This is a genomic window from Roseateles sp. GW821-FHT09G09 (assembly GCF_059415965.1).
The window spans coordinates 909649-931166 of the sequence record NZ_JBWKOG010000001.1 but is presented as its reverse complement, the minus strand read 5'-3'; the positions used below and the strand labels follow the sequence as shown (position 1 = coordinate 931166).

The following is a 21518-nucleotide window of genomic DNA, read 5'->3' as shown; positions in this document are numbered from 1 at the left end:
GCCGCTCAGCGGCCCATCTTGTTCGGACAATCCTTCTTCACGCAGTTCGCATACAGCGCGAGCGAGTGCTCCTGCAACTGGAAGCCGCGATCCATCGCGATGGCGTGCTGGCGTTCCTCGATCTGCGGATCGTAGAACTCCTCGACGAAGCCGCAGGTCAGGCACACGAGGTGGTCGTGATGATGCCCCTCGTTGAGCTCGAACACGGCCTTGCCGGACTCGAAGTGATTGCGCGACAGCAGGCCCGCCTGCTCGAACTGCGTGAGGACGCGATAGACCGTCGCGAGACCGATGTCCGCGCGTTCATCGAGCAAAGCTTTGTAAACGTCCTCGGCGGTCATGTGCCGCTGCTGGGTCGTCTGGAAGATCTCGAGGATCTTGATGCGGGGCAAGGTGGCCTTCAGCCCGCTGTTCTTGATTTCGTCTGACCGGTTCATGGGGTTTGCGCCTGCGGAAGAGCGTGGGTGCGAGCCGCTAGAATCCGACGATCATAGCCTTTGCGCCTCGGCCGAGACGTGCCATGTCATTGAATTCCCGTATCGCCCGCATCGCACGTCCGAACGCCTCCGGTGTCGCCGTGGCAGGTCTGGTTGTTGGTCTCCTGGCGCTGGGCGGTTGCTCGCAGATGCCCAAGTTCGACGCCCTCTCCGTGAGCGGCGACAAGGTGCTGGGCCTGGTCACGCCGTATCGCGTCGAGATCGTGCAGGGCAACGTCGTCACCAAGGAGCAGGTCGCCGCGGTCAAGCCCGGCATGACGCGCGCCCAGGTGCGCGACGTCCTCGGCTCGCCGCTGCTGGCCGACGTCTTCCATGAGGCCCGCTGGGACTACGTCTTCACGATCCGCCGCCAGGGCGCCGCGCCGCAGAACCGCCACATCCTGCTGACCTTCGACGGCGACCAGCTGTCCAAGATCGACGCCCCGGACGATCTGCCGACCGAGAAGGAATTCATCGCGTCGATCAACACGCTGAAGGTGTCCGGCAAGGAACCCAAGCTCGAGTTGACGGAAGAGGAGCGCAAGGCGCTGCCGCCGCCGGTGCGCACGGCCGCGACCGCGACGCCGGAGCCGATCGGCCCGACGCGCGACTACCCGCCGCTGGAGCCCCGCCGATGAGCCGACTGCGGATCGCGATCACCGGCGCGTCCGGCCGCATGGGCCGCATGCTGGTCGAGGCGGTGCTGGCAGCGGAGGATCTTGAACTGGCCGCCGCGCTGGATCGCGTCGGCAGCCCCGCGCTCGGTCAGGACGCCGGCGCGTTCCTCGGGCAGACGACCGGCGTCGCCATCACCGACGACCTCCACGCCGGCCTGTCGAAGGCCGACGTGCTGATCGATTTCACCCGACCCGAAGGCACGATGGCGCACCTGGCGCTGTGCGCCGGGCTGGGCGTGCGGACCGTCGTCGGCACCACCGGCTTCAGCCCCGACGAGAAGGCGAAGATCGGCGAATTCGCGCAACGCGCCGCCGTCATGATGGCGCCCAACATGAGCGTGGGCGTGAACGTCGTGCTCAAGCTGCTGCAGCAGGCGTCGAAGGCGCTCTCGCAGGGCTACGACATCGAGATCGTCGAGGCCCATCACCGCCACAAGGTCGACGCGCCCAGCGGCACCGCGCTGAAGATGGGCGAAGTCGTGGCCGAGGCGCTCGGCCGCGACCTGAAGACCTGCGCGGTCTACGGCCGCGAAGGCGTCACCGGCGAGCGCGATCCGTCGACGATCGGCTTCGCGACCGTGCGCGGCGGCGACGTGATCGGCGACCACACCGTGATGTACCTGGGCATCGGCGAGCGCATCGAGATCAGCCACAAGGCCTCCAGCCGCGCCACCTTCGCGCAGGGCAGCCTGCGCGCCGCGCGCTTCCTGGGCGAGCGCAGGACCGGGCTGTTCGACATGAACGACGTGCTCGGCATCGCCTGAGCCTGCGACGTCCCCTGATCGGCGCCCGACTCACGACGCGATGACCGAACTGATCCACCTCTGGCAAGCGGGCGACGGAGTCGCCCGTTTCGTTTCCCTGCTGCTGCTGGCGATGTCGGTGTGCAGCTGGGTGCTGATCTTCTGGCGCAGCTGGACGCTGGCGCGGGCGCGCACCGATCTCGGCCGCGGACTGCCGGTGTTCTGGGCGGCGCCCGATGTCGGACAGGGCCGGGACCAGTTGAGGACGCTCGACCGCGGCGCGCTGATGCTCCCGCTGATCGAGGCCGCCCTGCAGGACAGCGCGCCGGGCACGCTGGCGGCGTCCGCGCAGAAGGCCTCGCAGCTCACGCGCCGCCTGCGCGACGCGCTGCACGCCGTGCTGAACGGCCTGAGCCGGGGACAGGTCGTGCTGGCGACGATCGGGGCCACCGCCCCCTTCGTCGGCCTGTTCGGCACGGTCTGGGGCATCTACCACGCGCTGCTGAGCATCTCGTCGACGGGCAACTTCAGCCTGGACAAGGTCGCCGGTCCGGTCGGCGAGGCGCTGATCATGACCGCCGCCGGCCTGGCCGTGGCGATCCCGGCGGTGCTGGCCTACAACCTGTTCGGCAAGTGGGTCGCCGCCTGCGAGGCCGAGCTCGAAGGCTTCGCGCACGACCTGCGCGAACTCATCGGCGGCGCCTGAGCGCCCTGCCCGACCGCCCCCTCCACCGGACCTGCACGCGATGAAGTTCGGCCGCCTCGAACGCCGCGAAGCCCCCAAACCGTTGGGCGAGATCAACATGACGCCGTTGATCGACGTCATGCTGGTGCTGCTGGTGATCTTCATCATCGCGGCGCCCTTGATGGGCAGCGCGCTCAAGCTGGATCTGCCCAAGAGCGATGCCGCGTCGCCCGCGCCGGGCGCGAGCTTCATCGCGCTGGCCGTCACCCCCGAGGGCGAGTACCTGCTGGGTGAAGACAAGCTCGACGCCAAGGCCTTGCGCGAGCGGCTCACGCAACTGGCGCAGCGCCAGCCCGATGCCGAACTGCGCCTGAGCGCCGACCAGTCCGTGCCCTACGGCAAGGTGGCGCAGCTGATCGGCTGGGCGCAGAAGGCGGGACTGAACCGGATCGCCTTCGTCGCGGAGCACGGGGAAGCGGCCGACAGCGCCGACCCCGGCGCGCCTCCCCCGAAGCGCTGATCGTTCCCCCCGCAAGGTGGCCCTCCCACAGAGGATGGGGCGGCCGCGCGCGGCCTCCTACAATCGACGGCTACGTTGCCCGAGCCACCATGAACGAGAAATACGCCCCCTCCGAGGTCGAACAGGCCGCCCGCGATCACTGGAACGCCCGCGACGCCTACCGCGTCGTCGAGGACGCGTCCAAGCCGAAGTTCTACGCCTGCTCCATGCTGCCCTACCCGAGCGGCAAGCTGCACATGGGCCATGTCCGCAACTACACGATCAACGACATGTTGACGCGTCAGCTGCGCATGAAGGGCTACAACGTGCTGATGCCGATGGGCTGGGACGCCTTCGGCCTGCCCGCGGAGAACGCGGCGATGAAGAACAAGGTGCCGCCGGCCGCGTGGACCTACGACAACATCGCCTACATGAAGTCGCAGATGCAGGCGATGGGCCTGGCGATCGACTGGTCGCGCGAGATCGCCACCTGCAAGCCCGACTACTACCGCTGGAACCAGTGGCTGTTCCTGAAGATGCTGGAAGCCGGCATCGCCGAGCGCCGCACGCAGGTCGTGAACTGGGATCCGATCGACCAGACCGTGCTGGCCAACGAGCAGGTCATCGACGGCAAGGGCTGGCGCTCGGGCGCGACGATCGAGAAGCGCGAGATCCCCGGCTACTACCTGAAGATCACCGACTACGCCGAGGAACTGCTGGCCGCGGTGGCCGATCCTTCGGACCCGAACTACCTGTCGGGCTGGCCCGAGCGCGTGCGCCTGATGCAGGAGAACTGGATCGGCAAGAGCGAGGGGGTGCGCTTCGCCTTCCCGCACGCGATCGCCGGCGAGGACGGCCAGCCCATCCAGGGGGGGCTGCTCTACGTCTTCACGACGCGCGCCGACACCATCATGGGCGTGACCTTCTGCGCCGTCGCGCCGGAGCACCCGCTGGCCGCGCACGCCGCGAAGACCAACCCCGCGCTGGCCGCGTTCATCGAGGAATGCCAGCAAGGCGGCACCACCGAGGCCGAGCTGGCCACGCAGGACAAGAAGGGCCTGGCGACCGGCCTCTTCGTGACGCACCCGCTCACCGGCGAGCAGGTCGAGGTCTGGGTCGGCAACTACGTGCTGATGAGCTACGGCGACGGCGCCGTGATGGGCGTGCCGGCGCATGACGAGCGCGACTTCGCCTTCGCGAAGAAGTACGGCATCGCGATCAAGCAGGTCGTGGCGGTGGGCGACGAGGCCTACTCGACCGACGCCTGGGCCGAGTGGTACGGCGACAAGCAGCGCGGCCTGTGCATCAATTCCGGCGCGCTGGACGGCCTGACGCACAAGCAGGCGGTGGACAAGGTGGCCGAGCTGCTCGGCACCAAGGGCCTGGGCGAGAAGAAGACGACCTGGCGCCTGCGCGACTGGGGCGTCAGCCGCCAGCGCTACTGGGGCACGCCGATCCCGATCATCCATTGCGACAGCTGCGGCGCGGTGCCGGTCCCGGAGAAGGACCTGCCCGTGGTGCTGCCCGAGGACTGCATCCCCGACGGCAGCGGCAATCCGCTGAACAAGCGCGCCGACTTCCTGGACTGCAGCTGCCCGAAGTGCGGCGCCGCGGCCAAGCGCGAGACGGACACGATGGACACCTTCGTGGACAGCTCGTGGTACTTCATGCGTTATTGCGACGCGACCCACCCGGACAGGATGGTCGCCGAGGGCACCGATTACTGGATGCCGATGGACCAGTACATCGGTGGCATCGAACACGCAATCCTGCACCTGCTGTACGCGCGCTTCTGGACCAAGGTCATGCGTGACCTCAAGCTGATCAAGTTCAGCGAGCCGTTCACCAACCTGCTCACGCAGGGCATGGTGCTGAAGGGCGCCTTCTTCCGCAAGCCGGAAGACGCCGGCAAGCACTACTACTGGGAACACGAGGTCGACGTCATCCGCAATGAGCACGGCGTGCCGACCGGCGGCGCGCTGAAGGCCGACGGCCTGCCGCTCGAGTACGAGATGACGACGATGTCGAAGTCGAAGAACAACGGCGTCGACCCGCAGGCGCTGATCGACGAGTACGGCGCCGACACGGCCCGACTGTTCGTGATGTTCGCGTCGCCGCCGGAGCAGACGCTCGAGTGGAACGACGCCGGCGTCGAAGGCGCGCACCGCTTCCTGAAGCGCGTGTGGGGCTTCGGCACCAAACATGCCGACGCGATCAAGACCGGCGGCATCGACTTCGGCGCGCTGAGCGACGACGGCAAGGCGCTGCGCCGCGAGGTCCACCTCGTGCTGAAGCAGGTCTCGTACGACTACGAGCGCATGCAGTACAACACCGTGGTCTCGGGCGCGATGAAGCTGCTGAACGCGCTGGAAGCCTTCAAGGCCGAGGGCCAGTCCGCCGCGGTCCGGGAAGGCTTCTCGGTGCTGCTGCGCGTGATCTACCCGGCCTGCCCGCACATCGCGCACGCGCTGTGGACCGAACTCGGCTTCGCCGCCGAGCTGGGCGAGCTGCTGGACGCGGCCTGGCCCCAGGTCGACGAGTCGGCGCTGGTGCAGGACCAGGTCGAGCTGATGCTGCAGGTCAACGGCAAGCTGCGTGGCGCGATCAAGGTGGCGGCCTCGGCCGACAAGGCCACGATCGAAGCGATCGCGCTGGCCAGCCCGGACTTCGAGAAGTTCGCCGAGGGCAAGCCACCGAAGAAGGTCGTCATCGTGCCGGGTCGTCTCGTCAACGTGGTGGTATGAGCATGAAGCGCCGTGATCTGCTGTCGTTCGCTTCCTTGGGCGCACTGGGTGCCGTTGGCGCCGGCGGCCTGCTGTCGGCCTGCGGCTTCGAGTTGCGCAAGGAACCGGTCTATCACTTCAAGACGCTGGCGCTGACCGGCTTCATCCCGCACTCGCCGCTGGCGCAGGAACTGCGCCGCCAGGTGCAGCGCAGCACGGTGCGCCTGGTCGAGGACCCGAACCGCGCGGACGTCATCATCGAGGCCGAGCGCGAGATCCGCGACAAGACCTCGGTGGCGACGACCGCGGCCGGGCAGATCACGGAATGGCAATTGCGCTTGTCGCTGGACTACTCGCTGCGCACGGCAGGCGGGGACATCCTGTTGCCGCGCACCGAGTTGCGGCTCACGCGCGACATGAACTACAGCGAAAGCGCCGCGCTGGCCAAGGAGCAGGAAGAAGCCTCGCTGCAGAAGGCCATGCAGGTGGAGGCCGTCGGCCTGCTGCTGCGCCGCCTGGCGGCGGTTCACCTGCCCACCTGACCCGGACGGACCACGCGCATGCAGATCAAGGGCGAGGCGCTCGCCGGCCACCTGGCGAAGGGGCTCAAGCCGGTGTACGTGGTGCACGGCGACGAGCCCCTGCTCGCCCAGGAGGCCGCCGACACCTTGCGCGCCGAGGCGCGCAAGCAGGGCTACACCGAGCGCCAGGTCTTCATCGTCAGCGGCGCGCACTTCGATTGGGCGTCGGTGATCGCGTCGTCGCAGGCGATGAGCCTGTTCGCCGACAAGCAGTTGATCGAGATCCGCATCCCCGGCGGCAAGCCGGGCAAGGACGGTTCGGACGCGCTGCAGCGCTACGTCGACGGGCTGCCGCCGGACGTGCTGACGCTGGTGACGCTGCCCCGCCTGGACAAGACCCAGATGAGCAGCGCCTGGTTCACCGCGCTGGACAGTGCCGGCGTGTCGGTGAAGGTCGACCCGGTCGAGCGGCGCGAGCTGCCCGCCTGGATCGCCCGGCGGCTGCAGCAGCAGGGGCAGCCGGTCGCGGCGGGACCCGACGGCCAGCGGGCGCTGGAGTTCTTCGCCGACCGCGTCGAGGGCAACCTGCTCGCCGCGCACCAGGAGCTGCAGAAGCTCGCGCTGCTGCACCCGGCGGGAGAGCTCAGCCTGCAGCAGATCGAGGCGGCCGTGCTCGACGTGGCGCGTTTCGACGTCTTCAAGCTCAGCGAGGCGCTGCTGAGCGGCAAGGTGGGCCGGGTGCTGCGCATGCTCGACGGCCTCAAGGCCGAGGGCGAAGCCGCCGTGCTGGTGCACTGGACGATGGCCGAGGACATCCGCGGCCTCAAGCGCGTCCACGATGCGGTGGCCGCGGGCAAGCCGCTGCCGATGGCCTTGCGGGAGTCCCGCATCTGGGGGCCGAAGGAGCGCCTCTTCGAGCGCATCGTGCCGCAGTTGCACGGCGCCGCGCTGACACGGCTGGTCGTGGCGGCGCAGATCTGCGACGGCATCGTCAAGGGTCTGCGCCACCCGGAATGGCCCACCGATCCCTGGGAAGCGCTGGGGCGATTGGCCCTCCTGTTGGAGCAAGCCCTGCGCCCGCCAGGCCAGAAAACCCGCTATGGTTGACGCCTGTCGTCCATCTGGCGTCGCTGATGAGCTCCTCCCGTTCCGCTCCTTTCCTGATTGCCGCCGTGACCTGGGCGGGGGCGCTGATGAGCGCCTCGGCCGCCCACGCGGCGGACTGGACGATCCAGGTCCGTGACGCCGGCGGCGCGCCGGTGCCGAATGCGGCCGTGGCCGTCGAACTGAAAGGCCAGCCGGCCAAACCGGCCGCGGGTGCCACCGCCGAGATGTCGCAGCGCGACCGCCAGTTCCAGCCTCAGCTGCTGGTGGTGCAGACCGGCACCGCGGTGAACTTCCCCAATTTCGACACCGTCCGGCACCACGTCTATTCGTTCTCGGCGACGAAGAAGTTCGAGCTCAAGCTGTATTCCGGCACGCCGTCGGAACCCGTGGTCTTCGACAAGCCAGGCGTGGCGCAGCTCGGCTGCAACATCCACGACCGGATGAGCGCACACATCGTGGTCGTCGACACACCGGTGTTCGGCATCACGGATGCCAAGGGCGAGGTCAAGCTGAACCTGCCCCCCGGCGATCACCGCCTGCGGCTGTGGGCCTCGCGCCTGGGCAATGCCGCGCCGACCGCGCAGCCGTTGACGGTAGGCGCGGCAGCGACGGGTGTGCTGAAAGTCGAGCTGAAGGACTGACGCCGCGATGCGCTGGCCGGACTTCCTCAACCTGCGGCGGCTGGAAGGGCGCATCGTCGCGTTGTTCCTGGCGCTGCTGCTGGTCGTCCAGCTGCTCAACCTCGCGCTGATCGACCAGGGCATCGGGCGCAACGCCCGGGCCCAGGTGACCGAGGAACTGGAGGCCGGTGAGCGCATCCTGGTCCAGCTCATCGACGAGGACAACCAGCAGCGTGGCCTGGTGGCCGACCTGCTGCAGTCGGACTACGGCCTGCGCCAGCTGGTCTCGGCCGGCATCCAGGGCGAAGAACTGCGCGCCATGCTGCAGGACGTCTTCACCAACCTGAGCGAACGGGGCGACGCCGCGTTCATCGGCTACGCGGACGACGCCTTCAAGCTGGTGACGGCGACCGATGCGATCGCCGCGAAGGTGACGCCGCTGCTGCGCGGCGTCACCCGCGAGCAGCAGGGCCGCACGCAGAGCCAGCTGCTGCTGCTGGACGGCAAGGCCTACCAGGTCGTGGTCGCGCGCATGCGGGCCGCCGGGTTGGGCGGCTGGATCTTCACCGGCTTCGAGATGAAGAGCGACCAGCTGCAGGAGCTCAAGCGCATCGTGCGCATCCAGGGCGTGCTGCTGGCGCAATCGGCGACGGGGCAGTGGCAGGTCCTCGCGTCGGTGCTGGACCCCGCCGCGACGGCGCGCGTGGTGCAATCGCTGCCGACGCTGGGCGCCTCGGACCGCGAGGTCCGGACCTTCCACATCCCACTGGACGACGAGCTGTTCCAGGCCCGCCTGCAACCGCTGGCGCACGGCGGCGATACCGACAAGTCGGTGGCCGTGCTGCTGCTGCGCTCGGTGGACGAGGCGCTGGCCCCCTACCGCCGGCTGCAATGGATGCTGCTGGGCTTGAGCGGCGTGGGCGTGCTGCTGTTCGCAATCGGCGCGGTGCTGACGGCACGGCGCATCAGCGGACCGGTCAAGGCCTTGGCGAGTGCGGCGCACCGGCTCGGCCAGGGCGACTATGCGCAGCCCGTCGAGCGGCCCTCGCGCGACGAGATCGGCGATCTGGCCGAAGCCTTCGAGGCAATGCGCCAGGGCATCCGGGCACGCGAGGAAGAGGTGAACCGTCTCGCGTTCTGGGATCCGCTGACGGACCTGCCGAACCGGGAGCAGTTCCACCAGGCGCTCGCCAGACGGATGGCGGAGAGCGATGTGCGCTTCTCGCTGCTGATGCTGAACCTGGATCGCTTCAAGCATGTCAACGACGTGCTCGGACGCCCGTTCGGCGACCGGCTGCTGCGCGCGGTGGCGGACCGGCTGCAGCACCTGCTGAAGGACGAGGTCAGCCTGATCGCGCGCGTGGGCGGCGACGAGTTCCTGCTGATGATCGACGGCGCCGGGGCGACGCGGGCCGAGGCGATCTGCAAGCGCATCCAGCGCGACTTCGAACGGGCGTTGAGCATCGACGACCAGACCGTGGACCTGTCGGCGGGCATGGGCGTGGCCTTGTACCCGCAGCATGGGCGCGACCCCATGCTGCTGCTGGCGCGGGCGGAGCTGGCGATGCACGCGGCCAAGCGCGGCCAGAGCGGCTGCGAGGTCTACGCGCCGAGCATGGATGCGGCCAGCCAGGAATCGCTGTCGCTGTTGAGCGAGTTGCGGCATGCGATCGACGCCGGCGAGCTGCGGCTCTTCCTGCAGCCGAAGGTCGACCTGCACGGCCAGAAGATCTGCGGCGCCGAGGCGCTGGTACGGTGGCAGCATCCGACGCGCGGGCTGGTGCCGCCGATGGAGTTCATCCCCTTCGCCGAGCAGACGGGGTTCATCCGCCAGATCACCGCGTGGGTGCTGCATGCGTCGGCGCAGGCGTGGATGGGCTTGCAGCGGGACGGACTGGCGCTGCCGATCAGCGTCAACCTGTCGACGCGGGACCTGATGGACCAGGACCTGCCGATCAAGGTGGCGGACCTGGTGGCGGGCGTGCCGCCGCCGGCGCTGTGCCTGGAGATCACCGAGTCCGCGATCATGGACGACCCGCAGCGCGCGCTGCAGACCTTGGAGCAGTTGCACGCGCTCGGGTTCAAGCTGTCGATCGACGATTTCGGCACGGGTTATTCGTCGCTGGCCTACCTGAAGCAGCTGTCGGTGGACGAGCTGAAGATCGATCGCAGCTTCGTGATGAACATGGAGCGCGACATTGACGACGCGAAGATCGTGCGCTCGACGATCGAGCTCGCGCACAACCTGGGGCTGACCGTGGTCGCCGAGGGGCTGGAAACCGCCAAGCAATGGACGCTGCTGCAGACGCTGGGCTGCGACCAGGGCCAGGGCTACTTCCTGTCGCGGCCGATGCCGGCGGAGAAGTTCAGCGACTGGCTCCGCGGCTGGCAGCCGCCGGACCTCGACGACGCGCAGGCGAACACGATCCTGGCCGGACTATGAGGGACAGGTCTTGCCTGGCTTGAACGACGGTCGAGGTTGACCCACTCACTCGTGCGAGTCATTCCCTCATGATCGCCAAGTGCCAGGCACTGGCGGACGCAAAAGACCCATCGCGTTCCTGATCCTGACGACTCAAGAGTCTCGGTCTTCAAGCGCATCACACAAGGCTTCAAGCCCGGCGCGCACGGTCTGCGCGCGCACGGCATGCCGGTCGCCGGTGAAGTGCTCCTTCCACACCCGCACGCGCTGCCGGCCGTGCATCAGCGCCAGCCACACCGTCCCGACCGGCTTGTTCTCGGTGCCGCCGCCCGGCCCCGCCACGCCGGTCACGGCGATCGCCCAGTCGATCGGCGCATGCGCCACCAGGCCGCGTGCCATCTGCTCGGCCACCTCGCCGCTCACCGCGCCGTGCAGGGTGATCAAGGCCGCCGGCACGCCGAGCAGCTCCGTCTTCGCCTGGTTGGTGTAGCTCACCACGCCGCGCTCGAACCACTGGCTCGAACCCGCCAGGCTCGTGCACGCCGCTGCGATCAGCCCGCCGGTGCAGGACTCCGCGGTGCCCATGCGTTCCTTGCGCTGGATCAGTGCCAGGGCGATGCGTTCGATCAATTCGGATTCGTCGGGAAACAGCATGGGGATCTCCTCGTCGATGGATCTGGATGATCGGATCCGTGGGTGAATACGACCGGTCGTCGGTGCTTGGGCGCTTCAGTGCAGCAAGGCCTTCGCGCCGGCCAGCACCACGAGCGTACATGCAGCCGCGACCAGATCGTCGAACAGGATGCCGAAGCCTTGCCACACCGTCACCGGCTGGCCGGGCTCGATCTTGAAGAGCGCATCGGCCCAGCGCACCGGCCCCGGTTTGGCCGCATCGAAGAAGCGGAACACGCCGAACGCCGCCAGTTGCCACCAGAACCCCGCCGGCATGATCAGCCATAGCACGAGCCAGATCGCGACGATCTCGTCCCACACGACCGACCCCGGGTCGCAGGTCCGCAGGTTCCGCGCCGTGACCGTCGAAGCCCACCAGCCGATCGGGATGCTCGCGGCGATCACCACGCCCCACATCACCGGCGTCAGCCACAGGTTCAGGATCGCGAACGCGGCCCAGCCCCACAGCGTGCCCACGGTGCCCGGCGCCTTCGGCGCCAGCCCGCTGCCGAAACCCATCGCGATCCAGTGCGCGGGGTGCCTGGCCATGAAACCGAAAGTCGGACGCACCGCGCTCATGATTTGAAGTGGTCGAAGCTCTGCAGTCGATGCTGCAGCGGACGCCCCACGCCGTCGACGACGCGCAGGCCGGGTTCTTCATCGATGCGTCCGACGCGGTACACCGGCGTGCCGGAGGCGCGCCCGGCCTCGAGCACACGCTCTCGTGCGTCGGCAGGCGCCGTGAAAACGAGTTCGTAGTCGTCGCCACCGGTCAGCAGGCACAGCTGCTGGACGTCCTCCGGCATCGCGCCGAGCACGCCCGAGCGCGGCAGATCCGCCAGCCGCAAGGTCGCGCCGACTTGGGAACGCTTCAGCACATGACCGATGTCGCCGGCCAGGCCGTCCGACACGTCCACGGCGCTCGTCGCGATGCCGCGCAGCGCGCGTCCGAGCGCGACGCGCGGCTCCGGCATTTCCATCCGCAGGCGGGCCTCGTCGAACTGCGACGCGCTCAGCGACAGCGTGCCGCGGAACACCTCCAGCGCCAACCGCGCATCACCGAGCGTGCCGCTGACCCAGACCTCGTCGCCCGGCTTCGCGCCCGAGCGCAGCAGCGCCTGGCCAGCGGGCACTTCGCCCATCGCCGTGATGTTGATGTTGAGCGGACCCGCCGTCGTGTCGCCGCCGGCGAGCACGATGTGATGCGCGTCCGCGAGCTCGAACAGCCCTTGCGCGAACCCCGCCAGGAAGGCCTCGTCGACGCGCGGCAGCGCCAGCGACAGGAAGAAGGCCTTGGGGGTCGCGCCGCAGGCGGCGAGGTCGCTGAGGTTCACCGCCAGCGCCTTGTGGCCGAGCCGCCGCGGCGACACCGTCGACAGGAAGTGCCGGCCCTCGACCAGCATGTCCGCCGTCACCAGCCACTGGTGGCCGGCCGATGGTGTCAGCACCGCGCAGTCGTCGCCGATGCCCAGCGTGACCGCGCCGCCCTCGGTCCGGCCTGCGCGCCCCGCGCGGCCGAAGAAGCGGTCGATCAGGTCGAACTCGCCCAGCGGACGTGCGTCCCGTCGATCGCCCGCGCCGGATGGACCGGCAGAGGCACCGGTAGATGCGCCGGCAGATGCACCGGTAGATGCGCCGGTAGATGCGCCGGTAGATGCACCGGCGGACACGCCGGATGCGTCAGAAGAATCACCCATGGGCGGCATTGTCGCCGCGCAGCAGGTTGGACAGCTCGACCGCGGACTTCACGTCCATCTTCTCGAAGACCCGCGCCCGGTGGACTTCCACCGTGCGCACGCTGATGTTGAGCTGGTCGGCGATCAGCTTGTTGGGCAGGCCCTGGACGACGAGCTGCATCACCTCGCGCTCGCGCTCGGTCAGATCGCCGACGCGATGGCCCAGCGCCGACTTCGCGTCGCGCGCCGAGATCGCCTTGGCGCTCTGCGCCAACGCATGCTCGACGCGGTCCACCAGCGCGTTGTCCGAGAACGGCTTCTCGACGAAGTCGTAGGCGCCCTGCTTCACCGCCGCCACCGCCGTCGGCACGTCGCCGTGACCGGTCAGGAAGATCACCGGCAAGGTCTCCAGCAGGCCGCGCTCGATGAGCCGCTCGAACAGCGCCAGGCCGCTCATCCCGGGCATGCGCACGTCCAGCAGCAGGCAGCTCGGCGCCGACGGCCAGTCGCGCCCGCTGCGCGGCAGACCGTCCAGCATCGACTCGAACGCCTCGGCGCTGCCGAAGCCCTCGGACAGGAGGCGCCGCGAGCGCAGCAGCCAGGCGAGCGCGTCGCGCACCACTTCCTCGTCGTCAACGAGGTAGACCATCGGCAGGGACTGCGGCTTCATGCGGACGACTCTCCAGATCCAATGACGGGGAAACGGTCGGTCCCGGGCATCGAGGCCGACCCAGGCGCATCCTCGCACGGCAGGCTGAATCGGAACTCGGTCCCGGTCGGCGACGCGGGCGCCACGCGACTTTCGAAATCCATCGCGCCGCCGTGCTGCTCCACGACCGTGCGGCACAGGCTCAGGCCCAGGCCCATGCCCTCGGTGCGGGTCGTGAAGAAGGGCGTGAACAGCTGGCGCGCGACTTCCTGCGGAATGCCCGGTCCGCGGTCGATCACCGCAAAGCTCAGCCAGCGCGGCTGCAGCCGCTTCACCTGGATGATCAGCGCCCGGTCGGCCAGCGGCGTCGGGCCGTCCATCGCCTGGATGGCATTGCGGGTCAGGTTCAGCAGCACCTGCTCGACCATCGTCCGGTCGCAGCGCACGCGCGGAAGACCTTTCGCCAGGTCCATCTCGATGCGCGCGCCGCTCTTGCGCGCCTGCAACCGGATCAGCGGCAGCACCGCCTCCAGCAGCTGCTCGACATTCACCCACTCCCGCGCCGCCTCGCGACGCCGGACGAAGTCGTGCACGCTCTTGATCACGCGGCCGGCGCGCTCCGCCTGCTCGGCGATGCGCGTCACGGCCTGGCGCACCATGGCCGGCGTCTGCGGATCGTCGGCCTCGCGCACCATCAGGTTGATCGACGCCGTCGCGTAGCTCGCGATCGCCGCCAACGGCTGGTTCAGTTCGTGGCTCAGCAAGGAAGCCATCTCGCCCACCGTCGCCAGCCGCGCCGTCGCCTGCAGCCGGTCCGACTGCTGGCGCGACAGCTCCTCGACCTTGCGCTGCGCGCTCAGGTCCAGCACCGCGCTCATCCAGCCGGTCTGCTGGCCCTCGGCGTTCAGCAGCGGCGCCTCGTAGATCATCACCGGGAAGCGCTCGCCGGTGCTGCGCGCGAAGACGGTCTCGAAGCCTTCGCGCGGCGGCAGCCCGGCCTCCCAGCGCGCCTCGCGGTCGTGGTGGCGGCGCCAGTATTCGTCGGTGAACTCGGGCGGCCAGTACGGCGGCGCATGCGGCGGACGGCCGGTGCCGACCACCTCCTCCGCCGGGTAGCCGACCATCGCGCAGAACGCCGGATTCACATAGCTGATGTTGCCGTCCAGGTCGCGCGCGCGCAGCCCGGTGATCAGCGAGTTCTCCATCGCCTGCCGGAACGCCAGCGACTCCGCCAGCGCGTGCTCCGCCTGCGCGCGCTTGCGGGTGTCGCGCGCCAGGATGATGACCAGCGCGAACAGCGCCATCGAGAGGCCGAGCACCAGCGCCGTCGCCAGGTTGGGGATCAGCTGTGGCCGCCCGGTGGCGTTGTCCACCCGCAGCTGCAGGCTGAGGCCCGGCAGGTCGAGCAGGCGCTCCGACAGGTAGAAGCCGGTGCCGCGCGTCAGCCCGGTGCGCGCCAGGCGCGTGCCGTCCCCCTCGACGAAGGACATCTCGAAGCGACGGGCCTGGTCCTGCGAGACCGATTCCTCCAGCAGCGGCCGCAGCCCCATCGTCGCGACGACGTAGGAGCGCGGCTCGCCGGCACGCACCCGTGGCAGGCAGAGATCGGCGACTTCCATGCCGTCGCCGCCGGGACCGGGCACGAAGTACGAGCGTGAGAACAGCGGCGTGCCTTGCCGCAGCGCGGCGATGCAGGCGAGTTCGGTCTCGATCTGGAGCTGCTCGCGCGCCAGGATCGAGAACAGCGGCGGCGCATACGGCGTGTCGACGGCACGGCGCACCTGGCGTTCCGAATCGCGCAGCTCGATGCGCAGCAGCACGCGCGTCTGGCGCAGCTGTGCCGCGGCGTTGCCGCGCCAGTCGTCGTCCTCCGCCCACATCAGGCCCTGCAGCCCCTGCAGGTCGCGGCCGATCAGCTGCTTGGCGCGCGCGGTCACCTCGGCGGCGGCCAGGTCCGACGCTTCCTGCGCGCGGGCCGCTTCATGGCTCAGGGTCAGCGACAACAGCAGCGACTGCGCGATCAGCAGCAGCGCGACCAGCGTTCCCCACAACAGCGCACGCCGCCAGCGCCGGGGGCGGGCGCCCGGTGCCATCGGGGGGAAGGGGGCGGCGGGTCGCATGAGGGTCGGAGCAGGCAAGCGGAGGTCGACGGAAGGTCGGAACTTTGAACGTGGAACGTGGATGCGGCGTGTGGATGCAGCGTGTGAATGGAGCTGTGAATGCGGCGTGTCGATGCGCGTGTGAACGCGCCGTGAAAGGCGCTTGAAAGGATCGCCCGCACTCGCCGTGGCGAGCGGGTCGCGCGCGTGCGGGGCAGGCAGTATGGCGCGCGCAAAGCCCGTGGCGATGCGCAGTTTCGCGTATGTGCCTGCGGCCCTGCCGACATGCAGCATACGCATAGTCCGCACTGCCGCCGTCGGGGCGGACTCCTACAATCGCCGACCCGGCCCACGACGGCGGACCGGTTTCAACCAGAAGAGTCCCCCATGTCCACGTCCGAAGAAAAACGTGCGCAGTTGCGCCAGGCCGCTCTCGAATACCACGAGTTCCCGACCCCCGGGAAGATCGCCATCGCGGCCACCAAGCAGCTGATCAACCAGCGTGACCTGGCCCTGGCGTACTCGCCGGGCGTGGCGGCCGCGTGCGAGGAGATCGTCGCCGACCCCGCCAACGCGTTCCGCTACACCTCGCGCGGCAACCTGGTCGCGGTGATCTCCAACGGCACCGCCGTGCTGGGCCTGGGCGACATCGGCCCGCTGGCTTCCAAGCCGGTGATGGAGGGCAAGGGCGTCCTGTTCAAGAAATTCGCCGGCATCGACGTCTTCGACCTCGAGATCGACGAGAAGCACGACCTCGACAAGCTGGTCGACGTGATCGCCGCGCTGGAACCCACCTTCGGCGGCATCAACCTCGAGGACATCAAGGCGCCGGACTGCTTCTACGTCGAGCGCGAGCTGCGCAAGCGGATGAAGATCCCCGTCTTCCACGACGACCAGCACGGCACCGCCATCGTGGTCGCGGCCGGCCTGCTCAACGGCCTGAAGGTCGCCGGCAAGGACATCAAGTCGGTGAAGCTGGTGACCTCGGGCGCCGGCGCCGCCGCCCTCGCCTGCCTGAACCTGCTGGTCAAGCTGGGCCTGCCGCGCGAGAACATCTGGGTGACCGACCTGGCCGGCGTGGTCTACGAAGGCCGCACCGAACTGATGGACCCGGACAAGGCCGTCTACGCCCAGCCCACCGAGCAGCGCAGCCTGCGCGACGTGATCGCCGGCGCGGACATCTTCCTGGGCCTGTCGGCGGGCGGCGTGCTCAAGCAGGACATGGTCGCCTCGATGGCGGCGCGGCCGATCATCTTCGCGCTGGCCAATCCGAACCCGGAGATCCAGCCGGAGGACGTCCACGCGATCCGCGGCGACGCGCTGATGGCCACCGGCCGGACGGACTATCCCAACCAGGTCAACAACGTCCTGTGCTTCCCGTACATCTTCCGCGGTGCCCTGGACTGCGGCGCGACGACGATCAACGACGAGATGGAGATCGCCGCCGTCCTCGCGATCGCCGAGCTCGCGCAGGCGGAGCAGAGCGAGGTCGTCGCCGCGGCCTACGCCGGCGCGAACCTGAGCTTCGGGCCCGAGTACCTGATCCCGAAGCCCTTCGACCCGCGCCTGATGATGAAGATCGCCCCGGCGGTCGCGCTGGCGGCGGAGGCCTCGGGCGTCGCGCTGCGTCCGATCGCCGACATGCCGGCCTACCTGGAGAAGCTGCAGAGCTTCGTCTACGCGTCCGGCACGACGATGAAGCCGATCTTCCAGATCGCGAAGAAGGCCAAGCACAAGCGCGTGGCCTACGCGGAAGGCGAAGAGGAACGGGTGCTGCGCGCGGTGCAGATCGTCATCGACGAGGGCATCGCCCGCCCGACGCTGATCGGCCGTCCCGAAGTCATCGCGCAGCGCTGCGAGCGCTTCGGCCTGCGCCTGCAGGAGGGTCGCGACTACGACGTGGTGAACACCGAGTTCGACCACCGCTACCGCGACTACTGGCAGACCTACCTCGCGATGACCGAGCGCAAGGGCGTGACCCAGCAGCTCGCCAAGATCGAGATGCGCCGCCGCCTGACGCTGATCGGCGCCATGATGCTGCACAAGGGGGAAGTCGACGGGATGCTCTGCGGCACCTGGAGCAACACCGCGATGCACCTGCAGTACATCGACCAGGTCATCGGCAAGCGCCCCGGCGTGAAGACCTTCGCCTGCATGAACGGCCTCATCCTGCCGGGCCGCCAGGTCATGCTGGTCGACACGCATGTCAACTACGACCCGACCGCCGAGCAGCTCGCCGAGATCACGCAGATGGCGGCCGAGGAAATGATGCGCTTCGGCCTGCGCCCGAAGGCGGCGCTGCTGTCGCACAGCAATTTCGGGTCGAGCAACTGCCCCTCCGCCGTCAAGATGCGCGACGCGCTGGCCTTGATCAAGGAGCAGGCGCCCTGGCTGGAAGTCGACGGCGAGATGCACGGCGACGCCGCGCTCGACCCGCACTACCGCGAACAGCTGGTCTCCAACAGCACGCTGACCGGCGAAGCCAACCTGCTGGTCATGCCCAACATCGACGCCGCCAACATCAGCTACAACCTGCTGAAGACGGCAGCCGGCGGCGGCATCGCGATCGGTCCGGTGCTGCTCGGCGCGGCCAAGCCGGTGCATGTGCTGACCCCGTCGGCCACCGTGCGCCGCATCGTGAACATGACGGCCCTTACCGTCGCGGATGCGAACGCCGCACGCTGAGCGCGGGGCGGATCGGGACCAAACAATGGTCGGTCCCAAGCCCTTCGGCGCCCCGCCAAAGGGCTGCCCCAGGGCCTTTAAACCCGACCTGCGGCCCGGCCTATAGAAAAAGTTTGTAGCGGCTCACCAGTCGATTTCTCCTGGATGACTGCTACGCGCTGCTAGGCACATCGCGAATGTGTGCACACGCTAACGTTGCCGCTTTTTAGGGCATTCTGGTAGCCCCCGGCTTGAGCATTCGGGCCCGTTTCTGTACCATCTCGGTTTCAGAGTTCAGGGTTAACCCTCTCTGACCCCGCCCACGCCACCGACGATCGCAGACTCCCAGCAGCTTGCAGTCGGGGGCCACGGCACGGGTTGGACATGAACTCGGAACCCCATCTAGGAGGAACGCGACAATGCTTTTGCAGACAGTCCGTCCCAACATCGTGCAGGCGATCAGAGCCTACCGGGTCGAGGACTTGATGCAGGCCGCGCAGGACGCCGGCCAACACTTCCTGTACGCCGACCTGTCTCCAGCGGAGACCAAACAGGACGTGCTGGAATTGATTGCCAGCAATTTCCTGTTTCCGGCGCACTTCGGCAAGAACATGGAAGCGCTGTACGACTGCATGACCAATCTGGTCCACAAGTCGGGCACGCAACCAGGTTTCGTCGTGGTGCTGGACCAGTTGCCGGACCATGCGAAGTTCGATCGTGAGGCGCGCGAGCAGTTGCTCGACGTCTTCCGCGAGGCGGCCGATTTCTGGGCCGAGCGGAAGGTCTCATTCCGGTGCTTCTATTCTTTTCAGTAGCCCGCTCCCAAGAACAAGGGTCATGGGAGCGGGCGACTGAGGTGGCCCCAGAAGCGAAGCCGGTGCTCAAGAGCACCAAGGCGAATCCGAATCCGAACTTCGGCATGAACATGCCGATGATGTGCAGCGCGTTCGACACGTCCATGTGGCTCAGCGCCGCATGACCGGTAGCCAACGCGATCGGCGATAGCACACGCGGTTGAAGCACGCGGGACCCTCGGGTCCGATGCAGAAGGCCTTCCGGCGACGGAAGGCCTTTTTGTTTGGCTCAGCCCTGGACCGCGAGCGCCAGCGCGACGAACTCGTCCACCGGCACTTCCTCGGCGCGGCGCTGCAGGTCGAACTCACCCTGGAAACCGCGGGCCTCGAGCCACTTTCCGAGCGAATGCCGCAGCAGCTTGCGACGCTGCGAGAAGGCCGACGCGACCAGCTCGCTCAGCAGCGCCTCGTCGAGCTTCGCCGGCGCCGACAGCGGCACCATGCGCACGATCGCCGAATCGACCCGCGGCGGCGGATCGAAGGCTTCCGGCGGCACGTCGAACAGCGCCTCGACGTCGTACCGCCACTGCAGCATGACGCTCAGCCGACCGAAGTCCTTGCCGCCGGGCTTGGCGGCCATGCGGTCGACGACCTCCTTCTGCAGCATGAAGGTCTGGTCGACCACGTGGTCCACGACGCCCAGCAGGTGGAAGAGGATCGGCGACGAGATGTTGTACGGCAGATTGCCGACGACCTTCAGCTTGCGGCCGCGTTCGGTGGCCAGGGCGGCGAAGTCGACCTTCAGCACGTCGGCCTCGATGACCGTCACATCGCCGCGCTTGCGCATGCGGGCGGCGAGGTCGCGGTCCAGCTCGATGACGGTCAGCGGCCGGCTGGACGCCGGCAGCCGCTGCAGCAGCGGCAACGTCAACGCGCCCAGGCCCGGGCCGATCTCGACCATGGCCTGATCCTCGCCCGGGGCGATCGCGTCGACGATGCCGTCGATGATGGCCCGGTCGGTCAGGAAGTGCTGGCCGAAGCGCTTGCGCGCGACATGTCCCATGAACTCAGTCCCGGCCGGTCAGTCCAGCCACTCGCGCGTCTCGATGAAGGCGCGGGCGCGTATTTCCTTCATCCAGTCGTTGTAGGCGTCGTCGTACTTGCGCTCGCGCAGCGCATTGCGGGCCTGCTCGCGCAGTTGCTTGGTGTCGAGGACCACGTCGCGGCGTTCCATCACCTGGATCAGGTGGATGCCGAAACGCGACGGCACCGGATCCGAGATGCCATTGATCGGCAGCGTGTCCATGGCCTGCTCGAACTCGGGCACGAAGCCGCCCGGCGAGACCCAGCCCAGGTCGCCGCCTTCCTGCGCGCTGCCGTCTTCCGAGTTGGCGCGGGCCAGCTGCTCGAACGTTGCGCGCTTGGACTCGATCGCGCGCTTGAACTCCACCAGCCGGCGGGTCGCCTGCTCGGGGCTCAGTTGCTCGGACGGACGCAGCAGGATGTGGCGTGCGTGGGTCTGCACGACCACGTTGATCGATGCCTTGCCGGTCTGGCGCTCGATCAGTTTCAGCACGTGGAAGCCGGCTTCGGAGCGCAGCGGTTCGGGCCGCACTTCACCGTCCTTCAGGCCCTTGACCGCGTCGACGAAGACATCGGGCAGCTTGTCGGCGGCGCGCAGGCCGATCTCGCCGCCGCGGCCCTTGTTCGCGTCTTCCGACACTTCGCGGGCGACCTTGGCGAAATCCTCGCCGGCCTTGATGCGGGCGAGCGCGGCGTCGGCGCGCGCCTTGCGCTCGGCGACCACCGCGACGCTCGAGCCTTCGGGCACCGGCACCAGGATCTGCGCGATGTTCAGCTGCGCGCGCCCTTGCAGCGCCGCCTGGCGCTCCTCCAGGTACTTGTCGATGTCGCCGTCGGTGATGCGGATGCGGCCCTGCACCTCGCGCTCGCGGACGCGCTCGCTCAGCATCTGGTCGCGCAGGTTCTCGCGGAAACGCTTGAAGTCGATGCCCTCGGCGGCCAGACGCTGGCGCAGCTCGGGCATCGTCAGCTTGTTCTGCGTCGCGACGTTGGCGACGACGCGATCCAGCTCCGGCTCGTCCACGCGCGGGCCGTTCTCTCGGGCGTAGGTCACGATCACGCGCTCGTCGACCAGGCTGTCCAAGGCCTGCTTGTGCAGCAGCTCGTTGGTGACGGTCTGGCCGCGCTGACGGGCTTCGTCGCGCGCGCGCTCGGTGCGCTGGATCACTTCCGACGCCGCCACGATGTCGGTGTTGACGATCACCGCGATGTAGTCGCCCGGCTTGAGCTGCCGCTGCTCGACGACCGGACGATTGGCCGGCGCCGATGCCGCCGCTGCAGGCGCGGGGGCGGAGGCTGCACGGGCCGGAGCGGGCGTCGTCTGCGCCGAAGAGGCCGAGCCGGCCAGGGCGGCGCTCAGGGACAGGAGGGTGGCCGCCACCGGCTGGAGATATCGCATCGAACGCAG

General features: G+C 68.6%; 20 protein-coding genes. 12 read left to right on the top strand and 8 right to left on the bottom strand.

Annotated elements, in window-relative coordinates; all coding sequences use genetic code 11:
• Positions 1–5: 5 nt before the first annotated feature.
• Positions 6–437 carry a ferric iron uptake transcriptional regulator gene (gene fur / locus AC07O8_RS04050; protein WP_297523900.1) on the bottom strand — a complete coding sequence of 144 codons (432 nt, stop codon included), beginning with the start codon at positions 435–437 and terminating at the stop codon, positions 6–8.
• A gap of 83 nt (positions 438–520) precedes the next feature.
• Between fur and AC07O8_RS04045 the strand changes: the two genes are divergently transcribed.
• From AC07O8_RS04045 to AC07O8_RS04005, 9 genes are all read left to right on the top strand, one after another.
• On the top strand, positions 521–1114 hold the full coding sequence (locus AC07O8_RS04045; RefSeq protein ID WP_495046805.1) for an outer membrane protein assembly factor BamE: 594 nt from the start codon (positions 521–523) through the stop codon (positions 1112–1114).
• A complete protein-coding gene (gene dapB / locus AC07O8_RS04040) occupies positions 1111–1917 on the top strand; it encodes a 4-hydroxy-tetrahydrodipicolinate reductase (protein ID WP_495046804.1) in 807 nt (268 codons plus the stop codon). Before AC07O8_RS04045 ends, dapB begins: the two co-directional genes overlap by 4 nt.
• 40 nt (positions 1918–1957) lie before the next feature.
• Positions 1958–2602: a MotA/TolQ/ExbB proton channel family protein gene (locus AC07O8_RS04035; RefSeq protein ID WP_495046803.1), complete on the top strand. Its 645-nt coding sequence runs from the start codon at positions 1958–1960 to the stop codon at positions 2600–2602.
• Positions 2603–2642: 40 nt separating this feature from the next.
• Positions 2643–3101, top strand: a complete 459-nt coding sequence (locus AC07O8_RS04030; RefSeq protein WP_495046802.1) for an ExbD/TolR family protein — start codon at positions 2643–2645, stop codon at positions 3099–3101.
• Positions 3102–3190: 89 nt separating this feature from the next.
• Positions 3191–5824: a leucine--tRNA ligase gene (leuS, locus tag AC07O8_RS04025; protein WP_495046801.1), complete on the top strand. Its 2634-nt coding sequence runs from the start codon at positions 3191–3193 to the stop codon at positions 5822–5824.
• Between the two features lie 2 nt (positions 5825–5826).
• Positions 5827–6345 (top strand): LPS-assembly lipoprotein LptE, encoded by a 519-nt coding sequence (locus AC07O8_RS04020; RefSeq protein ID WP_495046800.1) that lies wholly within the window; start codon positions 5827–5829, stop codon positions 6343–6345.
• Positions 6346–6363: 18 nt separating this feature from the next.
• On the top strand, positions 6364–7431 hold the full coding sequence (gene holA / locus AC07O8_RS04015; protein ID WP_495046799.1) for a DNA polymerase III subunit delta: 1068 nt from the start codon (positions 6364–6366) through the stop codon (positions 7429–7431).
• Between the two features lie 26 nt (positions 7432–7457).
• The gene (locus tag AC07O8_RS04010) at positions 7458–8072 is read left to right on the top strand and encodes a methylamine utilization protein (protein ID WP_495046798.1); all 615 of its coding nucleotides are present in this window, start codon (positions 7458–7460) and stop codon (positions 8070–8072) included.
• A gap of 7 nt (positions 8073–8079) precedes the next feature.
• Entirely contained in the window at positions 8080–10494 is a 2415-nt protein-coding gene (locus tag AC07O8_RS04005; RefSeq protein WP_495046797.1) for a putative bifunctional diguanylate cyclase/phosphodiesterase, read from the top strand.
• 132 nt (positions 10495–10626) lie between these two features.
• On the opposite strand, the gene AC07O8_RS04000 is transcribed toward AC07O8_RS04005, so the two are convergent.
• The 5 genes from AC07O8_RS04000 to AC07O8_RS03980 form a co-directional block, all read right to left on the bottom strand.
• Positions 10627–11127, bottom strand: coding sequence for a CinA family protein (locus AC07O8_RS04000; protein WP_067281115.1), 501 nt, complete (start codon positions 11125–11127; stop codon positions 10627–10629).
• A 75-nt stretch (positions 11128–11202) separates the two neighbouring features.
• Entirely contained in the window at positions 11203–11724 is a 522-nt protein-coding gene (locus AC07O8_RS03995) for a phosphatidylglycerophosphatase A family protein (RefSeq protein ID WP_495046796.1), read from the bottom strand.
• Positions 11721–12695 (bottom strand): thiamine-phosphate kinase, encoded by a 975-nt coding sequence (gene thiL / locus AC07O8_RS03990; protein WP_495046971.1) that lies wholly within the window; start codon positions 12693–12695, stop codon positions 11721–11723. Before thiL ends, AC07O8_RS03995 begins: the two co-directional genes overlap by 4 nt.
• A 139-nt stretch (positions 12696–12834) precedes the next feature.
• A complete protein-coding gene (locus AC07O8_RS03985) occupies positions 12835–13491 on the bottom strand; it encodes a response regulator transcription factor (protein WP_495046795.1) in 657 nt (218 codons plus the stop codon).
• On the bottom strand, positions 13488–15590 hold the full coding sequence (locus AC07O8_RS03980; protein ID WP_495046794.1) for a two-component system sensor histidine kinase NtrB: 2103 nt from the start codon (positions 15588–15590) through the stop codon (positions 13488–13490). The genes AC07O8_RS03985 and AC07O8_RS03980 overlap by 4 nt, the downstream gene beginning before the upstream one ends.
• Positions 15591–15956: 366 nt before the next feature.
• Between AC07O8_RS03980 and AC07O8_RS03975 the strand changes: the two genes are divergently transcribed.
• From AC07O8_RS03975 to AC07O8_RS03965, 3 genes are all read left to right on the top strand, one after another.
• Entirely contained in the window at positions 15957–18254 is a 2298-nt protein-coding gene (locus AC07O8_RS03975) for an NADP-dependent malic enzyme (RefSeq protein WP_495046793.1), read from the top strand.
• Positions 18255–18586: 332 nt separating this feature from the next.
• Positions 18587–19048 (top strand): barstar family protein, encoded by a 462-nt coding sequence (locus tag AC07O8_RS03970; protein WP_495046792.1) that lies wholly within the window; start codon positions 18587–18589, stop codon positions 19046–19048.
• 41 nt (positions 19049–19089) lie between these two features.
• The gene (locus AC07O8_RS03965) at positions 19090–19212 is read left to right on the top strand and encodes a hypothetical protein (protein WP_377159398.1); all 123 of its coding nucleotides are present in this window, start codon (positions 19090–19092) and stop codon (positions 19210–19212) included.
• A gap of 104 nt (positions 19213–19316) precedes the next feature.
• Here AC07O8_RS03965 and rsmA read toward each other — a convergent pair whose 3' ends face one another.
• Together rsmA and AC07O8_RS03955 are read right to left on the bottom strand one after the other, a co-directional pair.
• A complete protein-coding gene (gene rsmA / locus AC07O8_RS03960) occupies positions 19317–20090 on the bottom strand; it encodes a 16S rRNA (adenine(1518)-N(6)/adenine(1519)-N(6))-dimethyltransferase RsmA (RefSeq protein WP_495046791.1) in 774 nt (257 codons plus the stop codon).
• An 18-nt stretch (positions 20091–20108) separates the two neighbouring features.
• Positions 20109–21509, bottom strand: a complete 1401-nt coding sequence (locus tag AC07O8_RS03955) for a peptidylprolyl isomerase (RefSeq protein WP_495046790.1) — start codon at positions 21507–21509, stop codon at positions 20109–20111.
• Between the last annotated feature and the right edge of the window lie 9 nt (positions 21510–21518).

Excerpts from the sequence above, each read along its gene's own strand:
- fur (WP_297523900.1), bottom strand. The coding sequence starts at position 437 with ATGAACCGGTCAGACGAAATCAAGAACAGCGGGCTGAAGGCCACCTTG.
- AC07O8_RS04045 (WP_495046805.1), top strand. The coding sequence starts at position 521 with ATGTCATTGAATTCCCGTATCGCCCGCATCGCACGTCCGAACGCCTCC.
- dapB (WP_495046804.1), top strand. The coding sequence starts at position 1,111 with ATGAGCCGACTGCGGATCGCGATCACCGGCGCGTCCGGCCGCATGGGC.
- AC07O8_RS04035 (WP_495046803.1), top strand. The coding sequence starts at position 1,958 with ATGACCGAACTGATCCACCTCTGGCAAGCGGGCGACGGAGTCGCCCGT.
- AC07O8_RS04030 (WP_495046802.1), top strand. The coding sequence starts at position 2,643 with ATGAAGTTCGGCCGCCTCGAACGCCGCGAAGCCCCCAAACCGTTGGGC.
- leuS (WP_495046801.1), top strand. The coding sequence starts at position 3,191 with ATGAACGAGAAATACGCCCCCTCCGAGGTCGAACAGGCCGCCCGCGAT.
- AC07O8_RS04020 (WP_495046800.1), top strand. The coding sequence starts at position 5,827 with ATGAAGCGCCGTGATCTGCTGTCGTTCGCTTCCTTGGGCGCACTGGGT.
- holA (WP_495046799.1), top strand. The coding sequence starts at position 6,364 with ATGCAGATCAAGGGCGAGGCGCTCGCCGGCCACCTGGCGAAGGGGCTC.
- AC07O8_RS04010 (WP_495046798.1), top strand. The coding sequence starts at position 7,458 with ATGAGCTCCTCCCGTTCCGCTCCTTTCCTGATTGCCGCCGTGACCTGG.
- AC07O8_RS04005 (WP_495046797.1), top strand. The coding sequence starts at position 8,080 with ATGCGCTGGCCGGACTTCCTCAACCTGCGGCGGCTGGAAGGGCGCATC.
- AC07O8_RS04000 (WP_067281115.1), bottom strand. The coding sequence starts at position 11,127 with ATGCTGTTTCCCGACGAATCCGAATTGATCGAACGCATCGCCCTGGCA.
- AC07O8_RS03995 (WP_495046796.1), bottom strand. The coding sequence starts at position 11,724 with ATGAGCGCGGTGCGTCCGACTTTCGGTTTCATGGCCAGGCACCCCGCG.
- AC07O8_RS03985 (WP_495046795.1), bottom strand. The coding sequence starts at position 13,491 with ATGAAGCCGCAGTCCCTGCCGATGGTCTACCTCGTTGACGACGAGGAA.
- AC07O8_RS03980 (WP_495046794.1), bottom strand. The coding sequence starts at position 15,590 with ATGCGACCCGCCGCCCCCTTCCCCCCGATGGCACCGGGCGCCCGCCCC.
- AC07O8_RS03975 (WP_495046793.1), top strand. The coding sequence starts at position 15,957 with ATGTCCACGTCCGAAGAAAAACGTGCGCAGTTGCGCCAGGCCGCTCTC.
- rsmA (WP_495046791.1), bottom strand. The coding sequence starts at position 20,090 with ATGGGACATGTCGCGCGCAAGCGCTTCGGCCAGCACTTCCTGACCGAC.
- AC07O8_RS03955 (WP_495046790.1), bottom strand. The coding sequence starts at position 21,509 with ATGCGATATCTCCAGCCGGTGGCGGCCACCCTCCTGTCCCTGAGCGCC.